At 45.8% G+C, this 18,632-nt stretch carries 16 protein-coding genes; 11 read left to right on the forward strand and 5 right to left on the reverse strand.

The window, feature by feature from the left end:
• Window positions 1–933, reverse strand: a complete 933-nt coding sequence (locus GC093_RS24945; RefSeq protein ID WP_171654626.1) for a carbohydrate ABC transporter permease — start codon at window positions 931–933, stop codon at window positions 1–3.
• A gap of 296 nt (window positions 934–1,229) precedes the next feature.
• Between GC093_RS24945 and GC093_RS24950 the strand changes: the two genes are divergently transcribed.
• From GC093_RS24950 to GC093_RS24960, 3 genes are all read left to right on the forward strand, one after another.
• Complete coding sequence (locus GC093_RS24950; protein ID WP_171654627.1) at window positions 1,230–2,048, forward strand: SDR family NAD(P)-dependent oxidoreductase; 819 nt, start codon at window positions 1,230–1,232, stop codon at window positions 2,046–2,048.
• Window positions 2,049–2,137: 89 nt separating this feature from the next.
• Window positions 2,138–3,319 (forward strand): mandelate racemase/muconate lactonizing enzyme family protein, encoded by a 1,182-nt coding sequence (locus GC093_RS24955; RefSeq protein ID WP_171654628.1) that lies wholly within the window; start codon window positions 2,138–2,140, stop codon window positions 3,317–3,319.
• 352 nt (window positions 3,320–3,671) lie between these two features.
• On the forward strand, window positions 3,672–3,803 hold the full coding sequence (locus GC093_RS24960) for a DUF4023 domain-containing protein (RefSeq protein WP_171654629.1): 132 nt from the start codon (window positions 3,672–3,674) through the stop codon (window positions 3,801–3,803).
• Window positions 3,804–4,004: 201 nt separating this feature from the next.
• Here GC093_RS24960 and GC093_RS24965 read toward each other — a convergent pair whose 3' ends face one another.
• Both GC093_RS24965 and GC093_RS24970 read right to left on the reverse strand, forming a co-directional pair.
• Window positions 4,005–5,015, reverse strand: coding sequence for a hypothetical protein (locus tag GC093_RS24965; RefSeq protein WP_171654630.1), 1,011 nt, complete (start codon window positions 5,013–5,015; stop codon window positions 4,005–4,007).
• Entirely contained in the window at window positions 4,993–5,589 is a 597-nt protein-coding gene (locus tag GC093_RS24970) for a sigma-70 family RNA polymerase sigma factor (protein WP_171654631.1), read from the reverse strand. Before GC093_RS24970 ends, GC093_RS24965 begins: the two co-directional genes overlap by 23 nt.
• Window positions 5,590–5,917: 328 nt before the next feature.
• Here GC093_RS24970 and GC093_RS24975 point away from each other — a divergent pair, with 328 nt between their 5' ends.
• From GC093_RS24975 to GC093_RS25005, 7 genes are all read left to right on the forward strand, one after another.
• Window positions 5,918–6,265, forward strand: a complete 348-nt coding sequence (locus GC093_RS24975) for a YciI family protein (protein WP_171654632.1) — start codon at window positions 5,918–5,920, stop codon at window positions 6,263–6,265.
• A gap of 9 nt (window positions 6,266–6,274) precedes the next feature.
• Window positions 6,275–7,498, forward strand: coding sequence for an RNA polymerase sigma factor (locus tag GC093_RS24980; RefSeq protein WP_171654633.1), 1,224 nt, complete (start codon window positions 6,275–6,277; stop codon window positions 7,496–7,498).
• Window positions 7,499–7,874: 376 nt separating this feature from the next.
• The gene (locus tag GC093_RS24985; RefSeq protein WP_312886605.1) at window positions 7,875–8,753 is read left to right on the forward strand and encodes an ABC transporter permease; all 879 of its coding nucleotides are present in this window, start codon (window positions 7,875–7,877) and stop codon (window positions 8,751–8,753) included.
• Between the two features lie 88 nt (window positions 8,754–8,841).
• Window positions 8,842–9,714, forward strand: coding sequence for a carbohydrate ABC transporter permease (locus GC093_RS24990; RefSeq protein WP_171654635.1), 873 nt, complete (start codon window positions 8,842–8,844; stop codon window positions 9,712–9,714).
• Between the two features lie 109 nt (window positions 9,715–9,823).
• Entirely contained in the window at window positions 9,824–11,485 is a 1,662-nt protein-coding gene (locus GC093_RS24995) for an extracellular solute-binding protein (RefSeq protein ID WP_171654636.1), read from the forward strand.
• 216 nt (window positions 11,486–11,701) lie between these two features.
• Complete coding sequence (locus GC093_RS25000; RefSeq protein WP_171654637.1) at window positions 11,702–13,450, forward strand: cache domain-containing sensor histidine kinase; 1,749 nt, start codon at window positions 11,702–11,704, stop codon at window positions 13,448–13,450.
• A complete protein-coding gene (locus tag GC093_RS25005; RefSeq protein ID WP_171654638.1) occupies window positions 13,447–15,048 on the forward strand; it encodes a response regulator transcription factor in 1,602 nt (533 codons plus the stop codon). The genes GC093_RS25000 and GC093_RS25005 overlap by 4 nt, the downstream gene beginning before the upstream one ends.
• A 473-nt stretch (window positions 15,049–15,521) precedes the next feature.
• Here GC093_RS25005 and hisA read toward each other — a convergent pair whose 3' ends face one another.
• Both hisA and GC093_RS25015 read right to left on the reverse strand, forming a co-directional pair.
• On the reverse strand, window positions 15,522–16,283 hold the full coding sequence (gene hisA, locus GC093_RS25010; protein WP_171654639.1) for a phosphoribosylformimino-5-aminoimidazole carboxamide ribotide isomerase: 762 nt from the start codon (window positions 16,281–16,283) through the stop codon (window positions 15,522–15,524).
• Window positions 16,284–16,389: 106 nt separating this feature from the next.
• Complete coding sequence (locus GC093_RS25015) at window positions 16,390–16,779, reverse strand: HIT family protein (RefSeq protein WP_171654640.1); 390 nt, start codon at window positions 16,777–16,779, stop codon at window positions 16,390–16,392.
• A 529-nt stretch (window positions 16,780–17,308) separates the two neighbouring features.
• On the opposite strand from GC093_RS25015, the gene GC093_RS25020 reads away from it, so the two are divergent.
• Window positions 17,309–18,625 carry a deoxyguanosinetriphosphate triphosphohydrolase family protein gene (locus GC093_RS25020; RefSeq protein WP_171654641.1) on the forward strand — a complete coding sequence of 439 codons (1,317 nt, stop codon included), beginning with the start codon at window positions 17,309–17,311 and terminating at the stop codon, window positions 18,623–18,625.
• The last annotated feature ends 7 nt before the right edge of the window (window positions 18,626–18,632 follow it).

The raw sequence follows: 18,632 nt of genomic DNA on the forward strand, positions 1-18,632 counted from the left end.
TTAATTGTCCTCCTTGCCAAAACCGCTTAGTTTCAAATAACCTATGGCGAAAATCATTAGAATGAAGAAACCGATAACGGTCAACGCGGAACCATATCCGAAGTTCTGCGCCACGATAGCTTGATTGGCAACATACATCGTCATTGTCATGGTGTGATTTGCAGGCCCCCCATTGGTCATAGCGAAGATCATGTCTACGTTGTTAAATTCCCAAACGGCCCTGAGTAATGTCGAGAGAATAATCGAATTCTTCAAATAAGGAAGCGTAATATGGATAAACGACTTGGTGCGTCCTCCTCCATCCACCGTGCAAGATTCATATAATTCCTGTGGAATCGTTTGCAAGGCAGCAAGCATCGTAATCGTAAAGAATGGAATACCTCTCCATAGCTCGGACAATACAACTGAAAAAAATACACTCTCCGGATCGGCTAGCCATGCGATAGGTGAATCCAGTAGGTTCAACCGCAGAAGAATATCATTCAATAGTCCGTTATGCTCGTTATAAAGTAGAGACCACATAGTTGCTGTGATCACTCCAGATATAGCCCAAGGTATGATTGCCGCTGTTCGAAATACCCCTCGGAATTTAAAGGCTTGATTTAACACTAAAGCGATAAGAAGTCCGAACACAAGCTGTAAAGCGACCTCCCAAACCACCCATTTGAAAGAAATCCATAAGCTTAATTTAAAAATTTCGTCCTTCGTAAAAATTTCGATGAAGTTGTCAAGCCCTGCGAAGCCGTTATAGTACGGTTTATTCGCATTAAAGTGCTGCAGACTGTAATAAAATACGTTCGCCATCGGATAAAACAAAAAGGATAAAATAAGCAGGATCGATGGAGCAATAAACAAGTAAGGCATCCAATTTATGCGATTTTTCCGGCTTCTCTGTACAGTTGATAAATTTGAATTGATAGTGTTTCCAGTCATCTCTTGTTCCCCCATTCCTTGGTGATAAACAGTATTATAGGACAGGGGAATTATTAACGGAATTAAATATTTGATTCAAATTGTTTAAAAATTAACACGGATTAGGAAGCCGAGGTTCTTTAAAGTGCGTGCTCAAGAGGGGACTTTTTGAACAATCACTCAAAATATTGTACTAACTGCAATAAATATTGAACCTTCTCTATATTTTTCTGCGCTATACTGAGTTCGACTACAGCTAGAAGGGGCTATCCCAGGGGGCGGGCAGAGCGCACTTATCACTGGAGCGAGGCGATTGTATGAGACTGGAAGGGAAGACGGCTTTAATTACTGGTGGGGCCAAAGGTATCGGCAAAGGCATTGTGGCCCGTTTTGCTGAGGAAGGTGCTCAAGTTATTTTTGCCGATATGGACCAGACGGAAGGGATGGAAACAGCCCGGAGGCTTAGGCAGCAGGGAGGGAGTGTGGAATTCAAGCAGGCGGACGTATGCAGCGAAGAGCAGGTTAAAGCGCTTGTATCCACGCTTCCCAAGCTAGATATACTCGTCAATAACGTAGGGTGGACGGGGGGGAAGGCTGCTATTGATCAGATGGACTTCGACCATTGGCGCCGGGTCCTGGACATCAATCTGTCATCCGTTTTTCTTATGTGCAAATATGCTGTTCCTTTGTTGAAGCAATCACGTACGGCAAGTATCGTCAACATTGCTTCTGTTAACGCATACACGATGGTGCCTGCTCTGTCAGCCTATAGTGCTTCCAAAGGAGGCGTACTCGCCATGACCAAGCAGCTGGCTGTCGAGTGTGCGCCTATAGGCATTCGAGTAAATAGCGTCTCCCCGAGTCTGACGTTCAGAGAGAATACATCTTCACCTGCCGCATCCGATATATCTCTGGACTGCTATCCGCTTGGCCGCTTTGGTACGGCGAAGGATATTGCCAATGCCGTGTTGTTTATGGCTTCGGACGAAGCTGGATTTATAACAGGTCAAGACCTGTTAGTAGATGGAGGTATGACGGCTCAATCTGTTTCAGCGGTCATAAGGGATGACTTGCGAGCAGGCTGGAAGCCGGGAACCTACAGGCTGCTGCCGGATCATGCGGGTGATAAGGGATAAGGTAACACAGTTGGTACTGGTATGAATGATGTAAGTCTGTACGGAAAGTTAGATTTCGCTATCAATCCATGGATGGAGGTCCTTTCCACATGAAAATTACCAAGGTTGAAGTATTTATTGTCAAAATTCCGACTCCAAAGGTAGCTTCCCCAAATACGAAGCGTTACATAACCGAAGATTATTATATTAATGAAGGCCGCCGCTCCTGTATTTATTCCGATAAAGTGGAGACTATTTTCATTAAGGTTTCTACCGACGAGGGGATTGAGGGTTGGGGAGAGCTGCTTGCTCCGACAAACCCTGAGGTGGCGGCGGCTGTCATTAGAGGCCACTTGGCTCCATTGGTTCTTGGAGAGAATCCGATGGAAACCCAGTATTTATGGGATAAAATGCTGGATACATTACGCGAGCGAGGCTACACCGGCGGCTATCTGGTCGATGCGATGGCAGGGCTGGATGTAGCCTTTTGGGATATTAAAGGCAAGGCATTCGGACTGCCGGTTTATATGCTGTTGGGCGGGCAATACCGTGACAAGCTGCGAAGCTACTGCTCCAGCGTGCCTGGCAGAACGACCGAGGAGCGACTGGAAAGTGTGGACCGGATTATGGAGGAAGGCTACGATGCGATTAAAATTCATACGTTTGGTAAAGGCAAAACAGCCGATCTGGAACTACTGTCCGCCATTCGTCGAAAGTATGATCCAAACCAGCTGGATTTGATGTTGGACGGTCACGGAAAATATACACATTCGGAAGCTTTTTCGCTCGGGCGTGCACTCGGAGAACTGGATCTGTTATTTTTCGAGACACCGCTTACCTTTGAAGATATTAAGGGGCACAGGAAGCTGGCTGATGCCATTGATACCGCTATTGCGGTAGGTGAACCGCTACGTACTATTTATACGTTCAGAGACTGGATCACGGAAGGGGCGCTTGAAGTGGCGCAGCCGGATCTGGGCCGTAACGGTATTACAGAAATGATGCGAATCGCCCATTTGGCGGAAGCTCATCATCTGTCCTTCGCTCCGCATCTTAGTGTGCACCAGGCTGTTGGAGTTGCTGCATCGGTTCATGTGTCTGCCGCGATCTCTAACTTCCTGATTTTCGAATATCAGCCTAATTCATTGAAGGCATCCGAGTCGTATTCCAACGCCTCATTCAAGCTGGAAAAGGGAGTTATTAAGGTACCGAACGATCCGGGTCTTGGTGTGGAAATAGATGAGCTGGAGCTGCGTAAATTTGTGACAGAATATGCGGAGATTAAAGCTTAACATTTTTTTTGAACATCTCTGAATAATAAGGTGGCGAAGTAGCTATAATATGATTCAACGGTGAAAAGAGAGGTGTGGTTCCGTTGGGCGATCTAACGAGCAATACTAGGGAAGTTGTTAGAATCTAAATAGAAGCGAGGGGATGTGCCGCAGAGACGTTATTGTAGTACCTAATAAATACTGCATAGTGTTCAGTTGTGGTTTGACCTAAGATTCCGAGAGGTTCAAGACAGTAGTACCAAATCAATTCACCGTTGAGAGGACTCCGCGAGGAGTCCTTTGCTTATATCTGAATGTATAAGTTACTTATTTTAAAGCTGGCATTCATTATTTAATCAAGGAGGATAAATTTATGGATAGCACACGTGATTTTGTAGAGAAATTGCACGATAAGCAGGAGAAGGACGAAAAAAATAAAAAACGTCAAGGTCAAGGGCATCCAGGCCATAAGTTGCCCGGTAAGCAGCACAGCACTAATAAATAAGCTATCAAGTAATAAATGCCATCAATATCATATTGACTATTTCAATCGGGATGAAGCCGCAAGTTGGGGCTTCATCCTTTTTAATATGATGATTTCCGGTGGCCTTAGAGATGGGAGCTGTTAACTTGAACACCTTCCTGCTAATCAACACCTCTGTCTCTATTGTGTCTTGAGAATTGAGAAATGTCTAGGAAAGCCGTCTTATCGCATATGATTGGCGACGAACAGCAGCTCCTCTTTGCTTACATTAGTTGATGGCGAAGAAACGTGATAGATTACGGTGCGACCATCCTTTTGCTCTAACCAATTAATATCCTGAACAACACCGGTGTCACTCAAAAAGCTATTGTTGTTTACGGTATAAGCTGCATCAAATCCCGCAACTTGAACATTGTCCGCAGTAGATGATGGGCTGGTCTTGATCTTAACATCTATATTTTTATCTGAAGCGGGCATAACCGAATAACTGATCTCGATCCGGTCATGGCTGCTGTTCATGTAAACCAGACGTGGTGATTCCGTAATAAAATCAGTGGGGGCCAGCTTATCCTGAGCTGCTGCCTTTTGCCATGCCATACTTTGTTTGGCCGCTGCCGCTTGTTGCTGCAAGGGCTTGTAATACTTAGCAGTGCTCGCAGCATCCAGCATGCCTATCGGACTCTCCAGCTCTCCGCTGCTGAATGTAAAACCTTGCGGTAATTCTACCGGAATTTTAATGCCTTCGAAATTCCCCTTCACTACGTCCTTCCACTGAGTGATATCCGTATACGACTTCGGCTGGTTCACCTTGGTTAAGCCCATACCAGTCTGCGCTCCAGGAAGCTTTACTCGATCCAGCTCGTTAATGTAGACGACTGCGGATTCGCCCACAGATAACTGCTGTCTGACTTCATGAATGGAAGCTCTAATTTCTTTTAATTGAGCTTGTGAGAATTGTAGTTTTTGCTCCCCGGCTACTTCTATGCTTATGTTATTTGCCTGAAGGTTATAGAGGAGAGTTGAGGCATAAGCAACCCCGGAGAATAACAGTAGGCTTGCGGCTATTACCGCGATACTGCCGTATTTTTTTCGCCAAGCTCTAATAAAAGAGGGCCTCTTTTTCTTGCGATGCTCATCAAACAAGCGGTAAATCCGATCATCAAGTCCACGGGGGTATTTTCGTTTTGCGGCAGCTTGGTTCAGCTCTAGCTTAAGTTGATTTTCGATGGACATAGAGTAGCGCCTCCTCATTTTCCTTCATTGCACTTTGTGCTTGTTTACGCAGCTTTTCCAAAGCAACACGGTGTCTCGATTTGGCGGTACTTAGCGGAATGTCGAGAAGCTCCGAAATCTCTTCAAAAGAGCAGTCCTGAAAATAACGCAATACGATCACTTCACTGTGCTTATAGGAAAGCTTTTGGACCAGCTCGGCAAGCTCGCTGCCTTGTTCATTTCTTAAATGAATTTGTTCCATATCCTCGGGTGTATGCTCTAATGGTTCCAGAAGCTTGCTCCGATTAATTATTCTGAATCGTCTCCAAAGCTTGCGGTTCCAGCTCCGCGTTTGTCGGATGATCAAGCCATTTAACCATGAGCGGTAAGGCGTCTCATAATTGTAGCTTGGGAGTGCTTTGAACAATTCTGTATACACCTCGCTTACCACATCGCACACATCATTTTTGTTGCTGACAAGAAATGAAACGGTATGGTATACATGCTCCTTGCTGTGTTCATATAGCCTCCGAAACGCCTCTTTATTACCTTGGTTTACTTTAGCGATCCATTCATGCAGCTCATCTTCTGTCATAGGCGGCCGTTCCTCCTCTCTGAATGACTTGTTCAACCTATATTGGCTCTGCGAGCGTAATAAGTTCATTTTTTTCAGTTTAGCATAAGGCTTCTATTTACTGTCTTGCCGGATGCTTTAAATTTGTTTCGGGCGTGAAAGATCGCGCTTATCATTTATTGCATGGTTTCCTGATAACGTGTTAATGTTGGAATAAACATATCTTAAATTGGTAAATAATTACTGGATTATCAAAAAAATTTTCGGATAATGTAGAAATCGATACAACCGGTCCGTCATTATAGTGAGTGAAAAAATAGCACTCAAACACTTTGAGAGGAGAAATAATATGAACTACACACTTCTGTTTTATGAAAGCAAGGAGGATTTCTCCCTTCGCACAGATCCGTTGCGGCAACAGGAATATCTGGCAAGCTGGTCCCACTATGTAAATGCTTTGCGTGATTCCCGCATTGTTGTGAGTGGATCTGGCCTCCATGCTCCGGAGACAGCCACTACCCTAAGGCGCCGAAATGGCGAGATGCTCGTGCAAGATGGACCGATCACCGAGGCGAAGGAACAACTGGGTGGTTTCTTCATCATCGATGTACCGGATGTTGATACCGCATTAGAATGGGCGGCCCGTTGTCCTAGCAATGCGGTGGAAGTACGGCGTAATATTCCGCCGATAAAGTGACCAGATGCCATGAATGCACATCATGCAGTTGAACAGGCCGCCCGTGATTCCTATGGGCGGTTGGTCGCTTACTTGGCCGTACGTTGGCGCGACTTAGCGGCTGCGGAGGATGCAATTGCCGACGCCTTCCTCGCCGCATTAGAAACATGGCCTCACATTGGTGTGCCAGACAAGCCCGAAGCATGGCTGCTTACTGCAGCGCGTCGGCGGCTCATCGATGGTGCCCGTCGTGCGAGGGTGCATGCCAATGCTGCTCCGACCTTGCTCGCAATGGCGGAAGAAACACAAAAGCTGGCTTGCTCCGACATTACGTTTCCTGATGAACGACTCAAGATGTTATTTATTTGTGCCCATCCTGCAATTGACCCTGTTGTGCGCACGCCGCTCATGCTTCAGACTGTGCTCGGAATAGATGCTGCTCGCATCGCTTCCGCATTCGTCGTAAAGCCTTCCACGATGGGTCAGCGGCTCACCCGTGCTAAAGAGAAAATACGTGGTGGAAACATCAAGTTCGAATTTCCTGATGCTAAAGAATTGCCACAGCGTCTCGACTCAGTGCTCGAAGCCATCTATGCCGCCTATGGCAGTGGTTGGGATGATGTGACTGGAGTAGACCCTCGTCGTAAGGGATTGGCTGAAGAAGCGATCTACATGGGAAGACTTCTCTTGCGGTTCATGTCTGCCGAACCGGAAGTGCAAGGCTTGCTGGCGCTCATGCTGCATTGCGAGGCGCGTCGTAATGCGCGTCGCAATGAGACAGGGAGCTACGTGCCACTCTCAGAGCAGGATATTTCGCTTTGGTCGGAAACCATGATCAAGGAGGCGGAGCATTGTCTGAGCAATGCCGCACAAGCAGGCCGCATCGGGAGATTCCAGCTCGAAGCGGCGATTCAATCGGTGCATGCCCAACGCGCATGGACCGGTCGCACTGAATGGGAAGAGATTGCCCTGTTATACGAGGGGCTCGTGCGCCTAGCGCCTACTATTGGCGCATTAGTCGGCCGAGCCGCCGCCGTTGCTGAGGCGCGCGGTGTCGACAAGGGATTGGTGCTGCTTGAAGCGATCCCGACTGATGCGATCAAAAGCTATCAACCCTATTGGGCGCTTACCGCACATTTGTTCAAACGATCGCAAAGATATGAGGAAGCCTATGCTGCTTACAGCCGTGCTATTGGCTTGTGCACGGACCCATCCATACGTGATTTTCTGAAGCAGCAGGCTAGCCGAGTTTAGTGTACGTTCCTTTCTACGTTCACCTTTGCTGAAATAGCGATGCGCGTTCTCTCATCTGAGAATTCCTCGAAGATTAAGTGCTATCGCAGCCGTAACGTAAGTGAAACAGGTCAACTAATGGTGTAACTCCATTAGTTGACCTGTTTTGTTCTAGCCTCTGATTAGTATCTGATCTAACCACTCGCTTTCCCCAGGAACACAAAATTTTGGAGTAATTCAATAAAATATTGGAGGTTGGCCTTGCGCTTCTCGTTTATTATGAATATATCAATAAAATCCACATGCACAGGTGATGATGATGAACTCAATCGCAACAGCAGCCAGCGTCCCTAAACCCTCCTTGCGTACTAAGCTGTACAATAGTTGGAGACGCGTGATGCGCTTTAAAATTTTGTATCTTTTGCTGCTTCCGGAGCTGATTTACTTTGTCGTATTTAAATACATTCCAATGCTGGGCATTGTCATTGCATTTAAAAATTACAATATTGGGTTGGGCTTCTGGGATAGTCCGTGGGTCGGTTTCAATAATTTCAAAAACTTTATCAATGGTGTTTACTTCTGGGACATCATGAACACGACAATCACGATATCGCTTGGCAAGCTGTTGTTTGGATTTTCGGCGCCTATCATTTTAGCCTTATTAATCAATGAGGTTACGGTAGGCTGGTTCAAAAAAAGCGTTCAAACCGTAACGTATTTGCCCCATTTTATATCATGGGTTATCGCTTACGGCCTGATGGTCGCCTTGTTGTCGCCGGGTGAAGGCTTTGTTAACTTGCTTATCAAGCAGTACGGCTTTCAACCGATTTCCTTCTTGACCGAGCCTGAGTGGATTCGTCCGCTTATTATTGGCTCCGATATTTGGAAGGAGGTAGGCTGGGGAGCCATCCTCTATCTCGCTGCGCTGGCGGGAATAGATCCTAGTCTATACGAAGCAGCTCGTATGGACGGCGCCTCGAAGTGGAGACAGCTGTGGCATGTGACACTGCCTGGGATTCGCAATGTCATCATTATTTTGTTGATTATCCGCCTCAGCAGCATATTGGATGCAGGATTTGATCAAATTTTCATGATGTCTAATACCTTTAACGCTGACAAATCGGACATTATCGATACTTGGGTATACCGACAGGGGATTGAGCAAATGCAAATCAGCTTGGCTACAGCTGTCGGGGTTTTCAAATCCATCATTGCATTCGTACTTGTATTGTCTGCCAATAAGCTTGCCAAAAAATTCGACGGACAAATATGGTAAAGGGATGCTTACAAAGCAAGTTTTCTTCCGAAAACTCAGCAGATGTACGAAGCAAGTGTTCTAAAGAAAACTCTCAGGAGGGAGCACCATGAACAAGCTTTCATTCGGTCAGCAAGTGGGCCGCTCTACTATCTATATCATTCTTTCTCTTATAGCCGTTCTAACCTTGTTTCCGTTTCTCTATGTCATTATTATCTCTATCACACCGGAATCCGAGGTTATCCGAAGAGGTATCGTGCTCATCCCCGAGCAAATAACCTTTAGTGCTTATAAGTCGGTGTTTAATGGGGGTTCAGGAATTTGGACCGCTTACCAGATTACACTTTTTCGCACAATTGTCGGGACTATGTTGAATCTTATTTTTACCGTATTGGGTGCTTATGTTTTGTCCAAAAAGGCATTGCCTGGAAGAAGCGGACTGCTGATGTTTGTTGTTTTTACGATGCTGTTCAGCGGTGGTTTGATTCCGACTTATATCGTAGTAAGGTCCTTGGAGCTGACCAATACGGTATGGGCGCTCATCGTTCCCGGCTTGGTTAGTGTTTTTAATCTGGTTGTGGTCAAAGGCTTCTTCGAGCAGCTGCCCGTAGAATTAGAGGAATCGGCGAAGGTGGACGGTGCGGGTGAGCTGAAGGTGCTGGTTCAGATTATTTTGCCGCTGTCGCTTCCTTCCATTGCAACTATAGGTCTTTTCTATGCAGTCGGTCACTGGAACAGTTATTTCGATGCTGTTATTTATATAAACAAATCCAGCTTGATGCCGCTTCAGGTTATTTTGAGAAATATATTGCTCAGCTCGCAAAATCAACAAAATCTAGAGCTGGTCAACGACGCTACAGTCAGCTCCTTGGCCATTCAGATGGCTTCCGTTATCGTATCAACAGTACCGATTCTATGTGTGTATCCGTTTATTCAAAAGCATTTTACCAAGGGTGTTATGATCGGGGCCGTCAAGGGCTGATTCAAGTAAGGTTTATTCTGGCTAGGAGTCTTTTCGGCGGGTTGGCTTCCTCGCATTGACGCCGTGAGCCGGTTCCATAAACAGTATGAAGAACAAAGGAGAGGTCACAATGAAAAGCAAGCGTACAGTAGGCTCTACGGTTTCCATGGTGCTAATTTTCGGCGCTTTGTTATCGGCATGTGGAGGAAATGGCAGTTCCGGGACTTCGCAAGGGACGGGAACTTCAACTACGACGGGTACAGGCGGTTCAACGCCAACCAGCTCAACATCAACCGGTAAACCGGCGGCGGCCAATTTTGACAAGAAGATGACCATTACCATGTATAATGCGGGTGGATTTAGTCCGACCAACCAGCCGCCTAGCAACAGGGAGGATGACCCGCTGCGGCAGATGCTGGAGAAAGCTGTAAATATCGATTTGCAGATGACCGTGCCTCCAGCGGATCAGATCAAGCCCAAGCTGAACACGATGGTCGCTTCAGGCGATATTCCCGACTTGATTTTTATGACCGACCGATTGACTGCCGTCCAATATTATGACCAGGGCATTGTGGCCGATTTGGATAGTGTCATGAAGGATTATCCTGATCTCTACAATCGATTTGATAAAGAGTCTTGGAATGCTATGCTGTATAAAGGCAAAACCATAGGTATGCCTGGCTACGAGCTTGTTAACGGAATTAATGGCTGGTGGATTCGCAATGACTGGTTAAAAAAGCTGAACCTTCAAGTGCCGACCACACCGGAAGAATTGTTGAATGTAATGAAAGCCTTTACAGAGAAAGATCCTGACGGCAATGGAAAGAACGATACGTATGGTTTTGCAACAGGGATTTTGAAGGACGGCAATTTCAGCTATCCTGGTAACAGCGGCTTCGGCTGGGATGCTATTATGATGATGTTTGGCGTCGTGCCTAATATGGTTGACAGTATTGATGGTAAAATCACATTTGATAATACCGACCCACGCATGAAAGAAGCACTAGCCTATATGAATCAAATGGTCGCTGCGAACGTGGTTGATCCTGACTGGGTAACGACTAATGATGTCACTGCATTGGAAAAGAAGATGCTAACCGGTAAATATGGAATCGTTTATAGAGACTGGAGATCGATGGAGCTTAGCTCGCAGCAAAAGATGAAGGATGTATCGGGTGAGGTACCGGATTGGACCGTCATTCCACCGATGAAAGGTCCACATGGAGATCAATGGGTTAGTTTCGCACAATTCCAAAGCAACTCCTGGACCGTTTCCAAGAAAGCCGCCAAAGATCCGGAAAAGCTGAAACGGGTTATGTCGCTGCTGCAGTACTGGTATGCGGACAAAGATTCGCTTCCTTACTTCTCTTATGGTCAAAAAGGCATTATGTGGGATATGGTAGATGGTAAGCCGGTGAGATTAAAAGAAAACATGGCGAACAAAGATCTGGTTCAGAAATGGCAATGGCAAGGGAACTACTTCCTTCCTCGCCGTTCTAACGATGCCTTATATTTTAATTTTACAAACGATAAAACAGACGGCTACAATAAAATAAATCTTAAATACATTAAACCGAACAAGGTGAACCCTTACGTTCTAGTGGACGCTAACGACACGCTGTACAATGACCGCATCAAGTATGTCAATGAGACGCTGCTTAAGTTCATTGTAGGCAGGGAGCCGATCAGCAATTGGGACAATTATGTCAACACACTTGACACCAAGTTCAATTATAAGAAATACAAGGAAGATGTTTTGAAGCAGTTGAATGACGCAGGGATTAAGCCGTAATAGGTAAGTGAACCGCGGGGGGAAAGGTACCTCCGTGGTTCTCGTTCTTTTTATGAAAGGCAGGCTGGCGGAAGCGATGAAAGTCTCTTATTATAATATCAGACTGAACATTCCGATAGTGCAAGAAAAGCTGCCGCGAAGACATGAATGTATCTTCATTGAAGGGGCTCAGAATAGAATATTTTATTATTAAAGAAAAGCCCAGGGGGATCCGAGATGAGCTTTCGCTTCAGCAGCCTGCCTTTTAAATTGTTTACGCTGTGCTTCTTGTTTATGTTCGGAACGGTGACCTTGGTCAGCCAGCTTTCTTACCGATTTATTCAGAATGAGGTACGGGCGAATAATGACTTTTTTATCAGCCAAATTCTTTCTAAAGTTGATCAATATGTTACGCTCAGCTTTTCGTCCCTTCAAACGATATTATCAGCTGTTGATTCTTCCTATGCTCCCGAAATGGATAACGTTGAATCGATGAAACCGCAGCTTCAGCAGCTGTACAATTTGAATTTTAATTCCATAACGAATGTCTACATTATAAAAGAAGATACCAGCAGTGTCGGAGGCAGCCCGCTCTCACCTGCGTTCGATAATCCGAATATGGAGAGAAGATCCTTTCTTGAGCAGGCCGCAGCTAATAAAGTAGGAACCTTGGTGAGTCTACCGTATCGATCGAAGCAGTCTGGCTGGACTGTTACGCTAACCCGTTATTTACATGGTTCACAGCCTCCTGCTGTAGCTGCCTTAGACATGGACCTTCAGGCGATGGAAAAAACACTGCTGCAAATTAACCGCGACGATCTGGTCAGCATCTTAATCATGGATGAGCGAGGAAACATGATTGCTGGGAGCTTAGGCGACGCAGGAAAATTGAATCTAGATGACCATACCTTTGAATTGGGTGATATGTCATCCAAAGAGCTTCTTAGTCATAGTGGCAATGTGATACAGTTCAAATCGGCCAAGAATCAGAACTGGACGGCCCGTAAATATCCGGCCTCTCATTTTAATTGGACTATTATTTCGTTGTACAATGACTCCTTAACCAAGCGTTCTTTGCAGCATATTGAGCCGTATTATTTCGGAATGCTGGCTATAGGGCTGCTGCTTAGCGCTATAGTAGCTGGCTTAATAACGAGGTTTATCCGTAAACCGCTTGGTAATTTAATGACGAAGATGAAGCTGGTTAAGCAGGGCTTCCTTGATATTCCGATTATTATGGATCGTAAAGACGAATTCGGAGAGCTGTCGCGGACCTTTGATCTGATGATTAAGCAAATTAATGAATTATTGGAAAGCTTGCGGAGCAACAAGGAGCTGAAGAGGGAGCTGGAAATTCAGGTGCTTCAATCGCAAATCAATCCTCATTTCCTTTATAACACGCTAGGCTCCATTGGTAACGTCGTTAGATTGGGTATGCATGATCAAGTGGACCCGATCATCCGCTCTTTGATCAAAATATTGGAATATGGCATCGGAGACGTAGCAGAGAAGGTAACGCTGCGCGATGAGTTGATGAATGTCCGTGATTATATTTTTATCCAAAACATTCGCTACAGCAGCCAGTTTGAGATCGTGGAGCAAATTGAAGAAGAGTTGTACGACTTTCCATTATTCCGCATGCTGCTGCAGCCTATAGTCGAGAACAGTATGTTCCACGGGTATAGTGGAGGTAGGGTTCCAGGTCAAATTATTATTAAAGCTTCACGTGTCACTGACCACGTTATGGTAGAGGTACGAGACTTTGGAGCTGGTATGACTAATAAGCAGCTAGAGCTGGTACTACAGCCTGGACGTCCTGCCAAACCGAATAATCGCAAACGTATCGGCTTAATCAATATTCATCAAAGAATACAACTGAACTATGGTGAGAGCTATGGGTTGGAGATTAGCAGCGAGCCGGATAGCGGAACTTGCGTTACAGCTAAATTTCCTTGGGCTAAACCAGACGGGAGGGATGAAGGGTGAAGAAATACCGATGCTTGATTGTGGATGACGAGGATCTTATTATTCGCAGCCTGGAGCAGTTTTTCGAGTTCCACACCGATCGTTATGAGCTGGTTGGAAAAGCGTATTCCGGTAAGGAAGCGATAGATTGGGCCATGCAGCTGAAACCGGATATTATTCTGACCGATATTGTTATGCCAGGGATGAATGGTATAGAGATGATTGAAACGCTCAAGGGTAAGCTTCCCGGCACTATATTTATTATTTTAACGGCTTATTCCGATTTTGATTATGCCAAGCAAGCCATACGAATGAATGTTAAGGATTATATTGTTAAGGTTCCGCTTTCTGAGGATGATATTTTTCAAGCCTTGGATCGCGCAGCCCAGACGCTTCACGAAATTGAAGTTAAAGAAGCTGAGCTTCGGAAGCTGAATACATCTCGTCTGGAAAATATGTACCGGTTCCGCAGGCAGATTATTACGGAGCTGCTGCAGGGTGACCTGCAGCCGAACCAATTGTTGCGGCATTGCGATGATTTGAAGATAGCTCCTAATTTAAATGAATATTGCTGTGTTCTTATAGAATTGGATGATTATGTCGGTTTCAAAAAGCAGTATGATCAAGTGGACCAGAGCGTGATCCGATATGGCATGCTGAATGTGGCAGAAGAAACGCTGAGTTCTAAAGGAAGCGGATTTGTGTGCGAGGTGAAGGATAATCTCATCATGGGCATAGTAACCTTGCCGTTTATGGAGAGCAACTCTCGATTAAATACGCAATGTATGGAGCTGGGCCGCGAGCTTATCGAAAATATTCAAAAGTATATGAAGCAGGTCGTACATGTAAGCTTTAGCTTTAAGTACCAAGGCTGGGACACAATGCCCTCAGCGTACCGGCAAGCACTGACACAGCTGCAGGATGCTTATTATTTCACAGGGGAAGGACAGGTTTTTGTGAATGGCCTCCATTCGATGGTTAAACCGGGTGATGGCGAAGCACAGATCAAAGAATGGTTTCAGGAAATCATCCGCAGGCTCGCCCCGGAAACAAAGTCCGAAGAACTGAAGGGGATTTTAAGCCGAATAGCCTTTCATGCCCTTGAGCACCGGGTTCCCCATCAGAAAATGACAGGGCTGATTAATCATTTTATGAGCCTTATTCAACAAAAGGTATCCGTCTGGAAGCTGGTTCCGGAACCGTTGCTTGTTGTACCTGAGGATAGGATGAAGTTCAATGAGCAATGGAAAAAAGTCATGGGGTACATGGACGAGTGTTTATCGCAAAGGCAAGCACCGGCTCGATCGGAGATTTCTAAGGCAAAGCAATACATTGAAGAGAATATCGCATTGAGGCTCACCCTTGATGAGGTTGCCGAATATGTGAGTCTGGTTCCGTCCTATTTCAGCACTTTATTCAAGAAGGTCGAGAACGAGAACTTCGTAGATTACGTGAATCGCCGCAAGATAGAGAAGGCCGTTGCTTTGCTCAAGGAGAGGGATTATTCCAATCTGCAGCTGAGCAAGCTGGTCGGAATTCAGAATGAGCGTTACTTCTGTACGTTATTCAAGCATTTCTTCGGACTCCCCCCGCAAAAGTTCAGAAAAACCTATTTGTGATTATGGGATCGGATCGGAATTACAGAACATTTTTTATAAACACCAGTTCGCTTTCGCGCTCTACTTATATAATTAAAAGCACTACCTGTACCTGCTAACTAACGTATTCGAACTTGAAAATATGTTTCGGGAGAGGACATCGGTTGTGCTGATAAACAGCCATGCTGCATCCATGGATGTATGGTATGGGACGATAGCGGAAGTACTTGTTCCCTTATTGCCTGGAAACTGCAAAAAACAGAGAAATAACGGAACAGGTAGTTCCGTTATTTCTCTGTTTTTAAGTATAGAGCTCCCATTCGCCCCCAATAGCGGAAGTTCGACTTCCGCTATTACCTTAAATTGAAGGCTTTAGATGAAATAAAGGCATTTTCCGTTCCGTTAAAATTCTTCAGGGCAAAGGGCAAACTGATTTGAGCCTGTTCCTTCACTTGCAGTACCTACCAGCTTTTTGGGGATAAATATTTGTATAGCTACAGCTTGCTGCAATACGCTATGACGTCCTTGTACGGAAGGCTTCCCCCAAAAATATCCAAGGCGCTGCCTATCGTAATATCCAGCTTTCCTTCGGTGAGCTTGTGAAACAGCTCAAGGTCTGCTATCGATCTGGCTCCGCCTGCATAGGTTGTTGGGATAGTAACCGATTGGGCCAAATGCTTGACCAGGCTTTCTTGAATACCGGCACGTTTGCCTTCAACATCGACGGCATGTACAAGGAATTCATCGCAGTAAGCTTCCAAATAACGCAAGCTCTCGGCGGTGACTTCGAAATTGCTGATCGTTTTCCACTGATTGGTAGCAACGACCCATTTTCCGTTATGCTCCTTACAGCTCAGATCGATGACCAACCTGTCGGCTCCAACCTCGGCCACAATTTTGTCCAGGTTAGCTGTGTTAAGCTCACCATCACGGAAAATATAAGAAGTCACGATGACGTGGGAGGCTCCCTTTTTCAGGTAAGAAGCTGCGTTCTCAGCCGTGATACCTCCACCGATGTGCAGACCGCTCGGGTAAGCCTGAAGAGCCTGATGAGCAGCCTCTTCGTTTCCGCCACCCAGCATAATGACATGCCCGCCCAGCAAATGGTCCCGCTGGAACATGTCAGCGTAATAGGAGGGCTCTTTTTCCGATACGAAGTTCTCGATTACTTCTTTATCATTATCTACATTTAGCGATTCGCCTACAATTTGTTTAACCTTGCCTTGGTGCAAATCGATACATGGTCTGAATTTCATAGTACAGCTCTCCTGTTATTTGATATATTAGTTAGGTTTTAGCATGTTAAGCAGCTATGGGGGCTCAATCTACATTCCTTCTATGTTTCGAGTGGAAGGGGCTAATCTAAATTCGCTGTGATGTTCTCTGATTGTTCTTCTGTTTGAGATGATGCCTTAGACCCTTGCCTGCAAGCGGCTCGTCTTGAAATCTGGGTATGACATGGAGATGGGCATGAGGAACGGTTTGTCCACCAACGGGATAGCAATTCCAACCTACGGTAAAGCCATCCGGCTTCATTATATCATCCATCCATGCTTTGGCGCGTAATAGAAGAAAGTGCGTGTCGTTAAATTCTTCCGGTGTTAGATCGAACACGGTCTCGCGGTGTTGTTTGGGCACGATCATGCCGGATCCGGCAAGTGTGTCGTCTGTGTTGGCTATAAATAAACAGTATTCACTTTCCATAATTAGTTCTTCCGTTTTAATAGGCGGGCAGAAAGGACAAGCATCCATAATGATACAGGTCTCCTTTTTACAAATGGTATATAGCATGAGCTTGTATGGTGCTTCGGAGCAACCAATCTGCTAATGGTTAAGTTATTATTCCAGTTTAGCGGAACGACGATCACTTATTTTCATGAAAAGCTCCTTATAGACAGGCATCGAGACCAAATAGCGCATCGTAGTTCCGCCAACCCATCGATATGACCGATTTTAGTGGAATAGCGAACCCAGGTTCCGTCAAATCTCCATCAAAGAGTATCAATCAGAAGCTTTTCTTCTAGAATAGCATATAATGTATGGAATTTCAGATTTTCAGAGATAGGAAGTTATGAAAATACTGGAGGGGCTTTGCAAACCGTTGCGCTGCAATGATACAATAATGTTCGACAATATGTGGTAAATGAACGGAAAAGAAAATGATGTATGGGCGCTGCTAGGTGGCGATCGAACTTCAACGGTGATCCTTATGGACGCTGTTTTTTCATATCATATAGGTAGATAAAAAACCTCGGCGGAGCGAAAGAGATGGGGATTTATTATGGATTTGCGAAAAATACGGCTATTCGATACAACAAATACAAATTCTAGCGAGGAACGTGACGAATACGAAAAGGACTATGCCCGGCTTATTCAATCTCCGGCTTTTCGCCGCTTACAGGGTAAATCGCAGGTGTTTGGTGCAGGTTCAGGCGATTACTATCGGACACGATTGACCCATTCACTGGAAGTATCGCAGATTGCCCGAGAGGTTGCGCGGCGGATGGAAAAGACCTATCCCTTCCTGGCGCGCAGGGAGCATCCTGGGCTTATGCTTGACCCAGCAGTTGTGGAAGTAGCATCCTTGGCACATGACCTGGGGCATCCTCCGTTTGGTCATAAGGGAGAGGAAGTGCTCAACAAGCTATTGTCCGAGGAGCATGGTCTTGCTTACGAGGGGAATGCTCAAAATTTCCGCATCCTAATGTTTCTTGAGAAGCGTGCGGGAAGCGGGAGCGGGTTGGATTTAAGCGCTGCATCGCTGCTCGGCATCAATAAATACCCGTATTCCTTAGAGGAAGAAGGCAGGCTCAAGGGTACGTACGCGATGGAGTGGGAAGGGATCAAATACCTTAGGGATGCTTGGGGAATGCCGAAGGGCTGCCCTACGCTTGAAGCCCAACTGATGGATTTATGCGATGACATAGCTTACTCCACCCACGACATCGAAGATGGGATTCGCGCCGGGAAAATCCAGATGAACCACAGCTTTTTTGAGGAAAATAGACTTGTGGAGCATTTAATTCAAGAGATTGTAGACGACCAAGGCAATGTGGATGTAGGCTGGGAGCAGGTTGACATGGAAGCGATGGTCCGGCAGGTACTGGCCGATTATTTGGAACAGTGGGAGACCATCTATGCGGAATGCAATCGAGAGGCCTCACGTACGCGGAGGGAAATGAAAGCTCGGTGGGTAAGCCGGTTCGCTAACCGAGTAGGCATTATTGATGATCCGAAAAAAGGCTGGAAGAAGGTCACCTTCGTAGAAGAGGGTGAACAGGATTTACAGCTGCTGCGTACGATGGAAATTTTGAAGAAGCTGGCATGGGTTACTTTGATCAAGGATTTTCGGGTACAGAGGCTGCAAAAGCGCAGCGAGATCATGATCCATCGATTATGGGACAGCTTTAAGGTGTATGAAACAGGCAGGTTGATTCTTCCTCCGGATTGGATTGAGAGCTATAGGCAGCATAAGAGCAAGTGGAGCTGGGAAAGAATGGTTGCCGATTATATATCGGGAATGACGGATGCTTACGCGGAGAAGGTGTATGCGGAGCTGTTCGCCAGCAAATCCGGATCGATCTATGAGATGGATTAGACGTTAA

Origin of the sequence: Paenibacillus foliorum, assembly GCF_013141765.1 — a bacterium.
In the GTDB taxonomy this organism is placed as follows: Bacteria; Bacillota; Bacilli; order Paenibacillales; family NBRC-103111; genus Paenibacillus_S; species Paenibacillus_S foliorum.

What these genes read in the sequence shown, in the direction of transcription:
- GC093_RS24945 (WP_171654626.1), bottom strand. Translation starts at nt 933, where the DNA reads ATGACTGGAAACACTATCAATTCAAATTTATCAACTGTACAGAGAAGC.
- GC093_RS24950 (WP_171654627.1), top strand. Translation starts at nt 1,230, where the DNA reads ATGAGACTGGAAGGGAAGACGGCTTTAATTACTGGTGGGGCCAAAGGT.
- GC093_RS24955 (WP_171654628.1), top strand. Translation starts at nt 2,138, where the DNA reads ATGAAAATTACCAAGGTTGAAGTATTTATTGTCAAAATTCCGACTCCA.
- GC093_RS24960 (WP_171654629.1), top strand. Translation starts at nt 3,672, where the DNA reads ATGGATAGCACACGTGATTTTGTAGAGAAATTGCACGATAAGCAGGAG.
- GC093_RS24965 (WP_171654630.1), bottom strand. Translation starts at nt 5,015, where the DNA reads ATGTCCATCGAAAATCAACTTAAGCTAGAGCTGAACCAAGCTGCCGCA.
- GC093_RS24970 (WP_171654631.1), bottom strand. Translation starts at nt 5,589, where the DNA reads ATGACAGAAGATGAGCTGCATGAATGGATCGCTAAAGTAAACCAAGGT.
- GC093_RS24975 (WP_171654632.1), top strand. Translation starts at nt 5,918, where the DNA reads ATGAACTACACACTTCTGTTTTATGAAAGCAAGGAGGATTTCTCCCTT.
- GC093_RS24980 (WP_171654633.1), top strand. Translation starts at nt 6,275, where the DNA reads ATGAATGCACATCATGCAGTTGAACAGGCCGCCCGTGATTCCTATGGG.
- GC093_RS24985 (WP_312886605.1), top strand. Translation starts at nt 7,875, where the DNA reads ATGCGCTTTAAAATTTTGTATCTTTTGCTGCTTCCGGAGCTGATTTAC.
- GC093_RS24990 (WP_171654635.1), top strand. Translation starts at nt 8,842, where the DNA reads ATGAACAAGCTTTCATTCGGTCAGCAAGTGGGCCGCTCTACTATCTAT.
- GC093_RS24995 (WP_171654636.1), top strand. Translation starts at nt 9,824, where the DNA reads ATGAAAAGCAAGCGTACAGTAGGCTCTACGGTTTCCATGGTGCTAATT.
- GC093_RS25000 (WP_171654637.1), top strand. Translation starts at nt 11,702, where the DNA reads ATGAGCTTTCGCTTCAGCAGCCTGCCTTTTAAATTGTTTACGCTGTGC.
- hisA (WP_171654639.1), bottom strand. Translation starts at nt 16,283, where the DNA reads ATGAAATTCAGACCATGTATCGATTTGCACCAAGGCAAGGTTAAACAA.
- GC093_RS25015 (WP_171654640.1), bottom strand. Translation starts at nt 16,779, where the DNA reads ATGGATGCTTGTCCTTTCTGCCCGCCTATTAAAACGGAAGAACTAATT.
- GC093_RS25020 (WP_171654641.1), top strand. Translation starts at nt 17,309, where the DNA reads ATGGATTTGCGAAAAATACGGCTATTCGATACAACAAATACAAATTCT.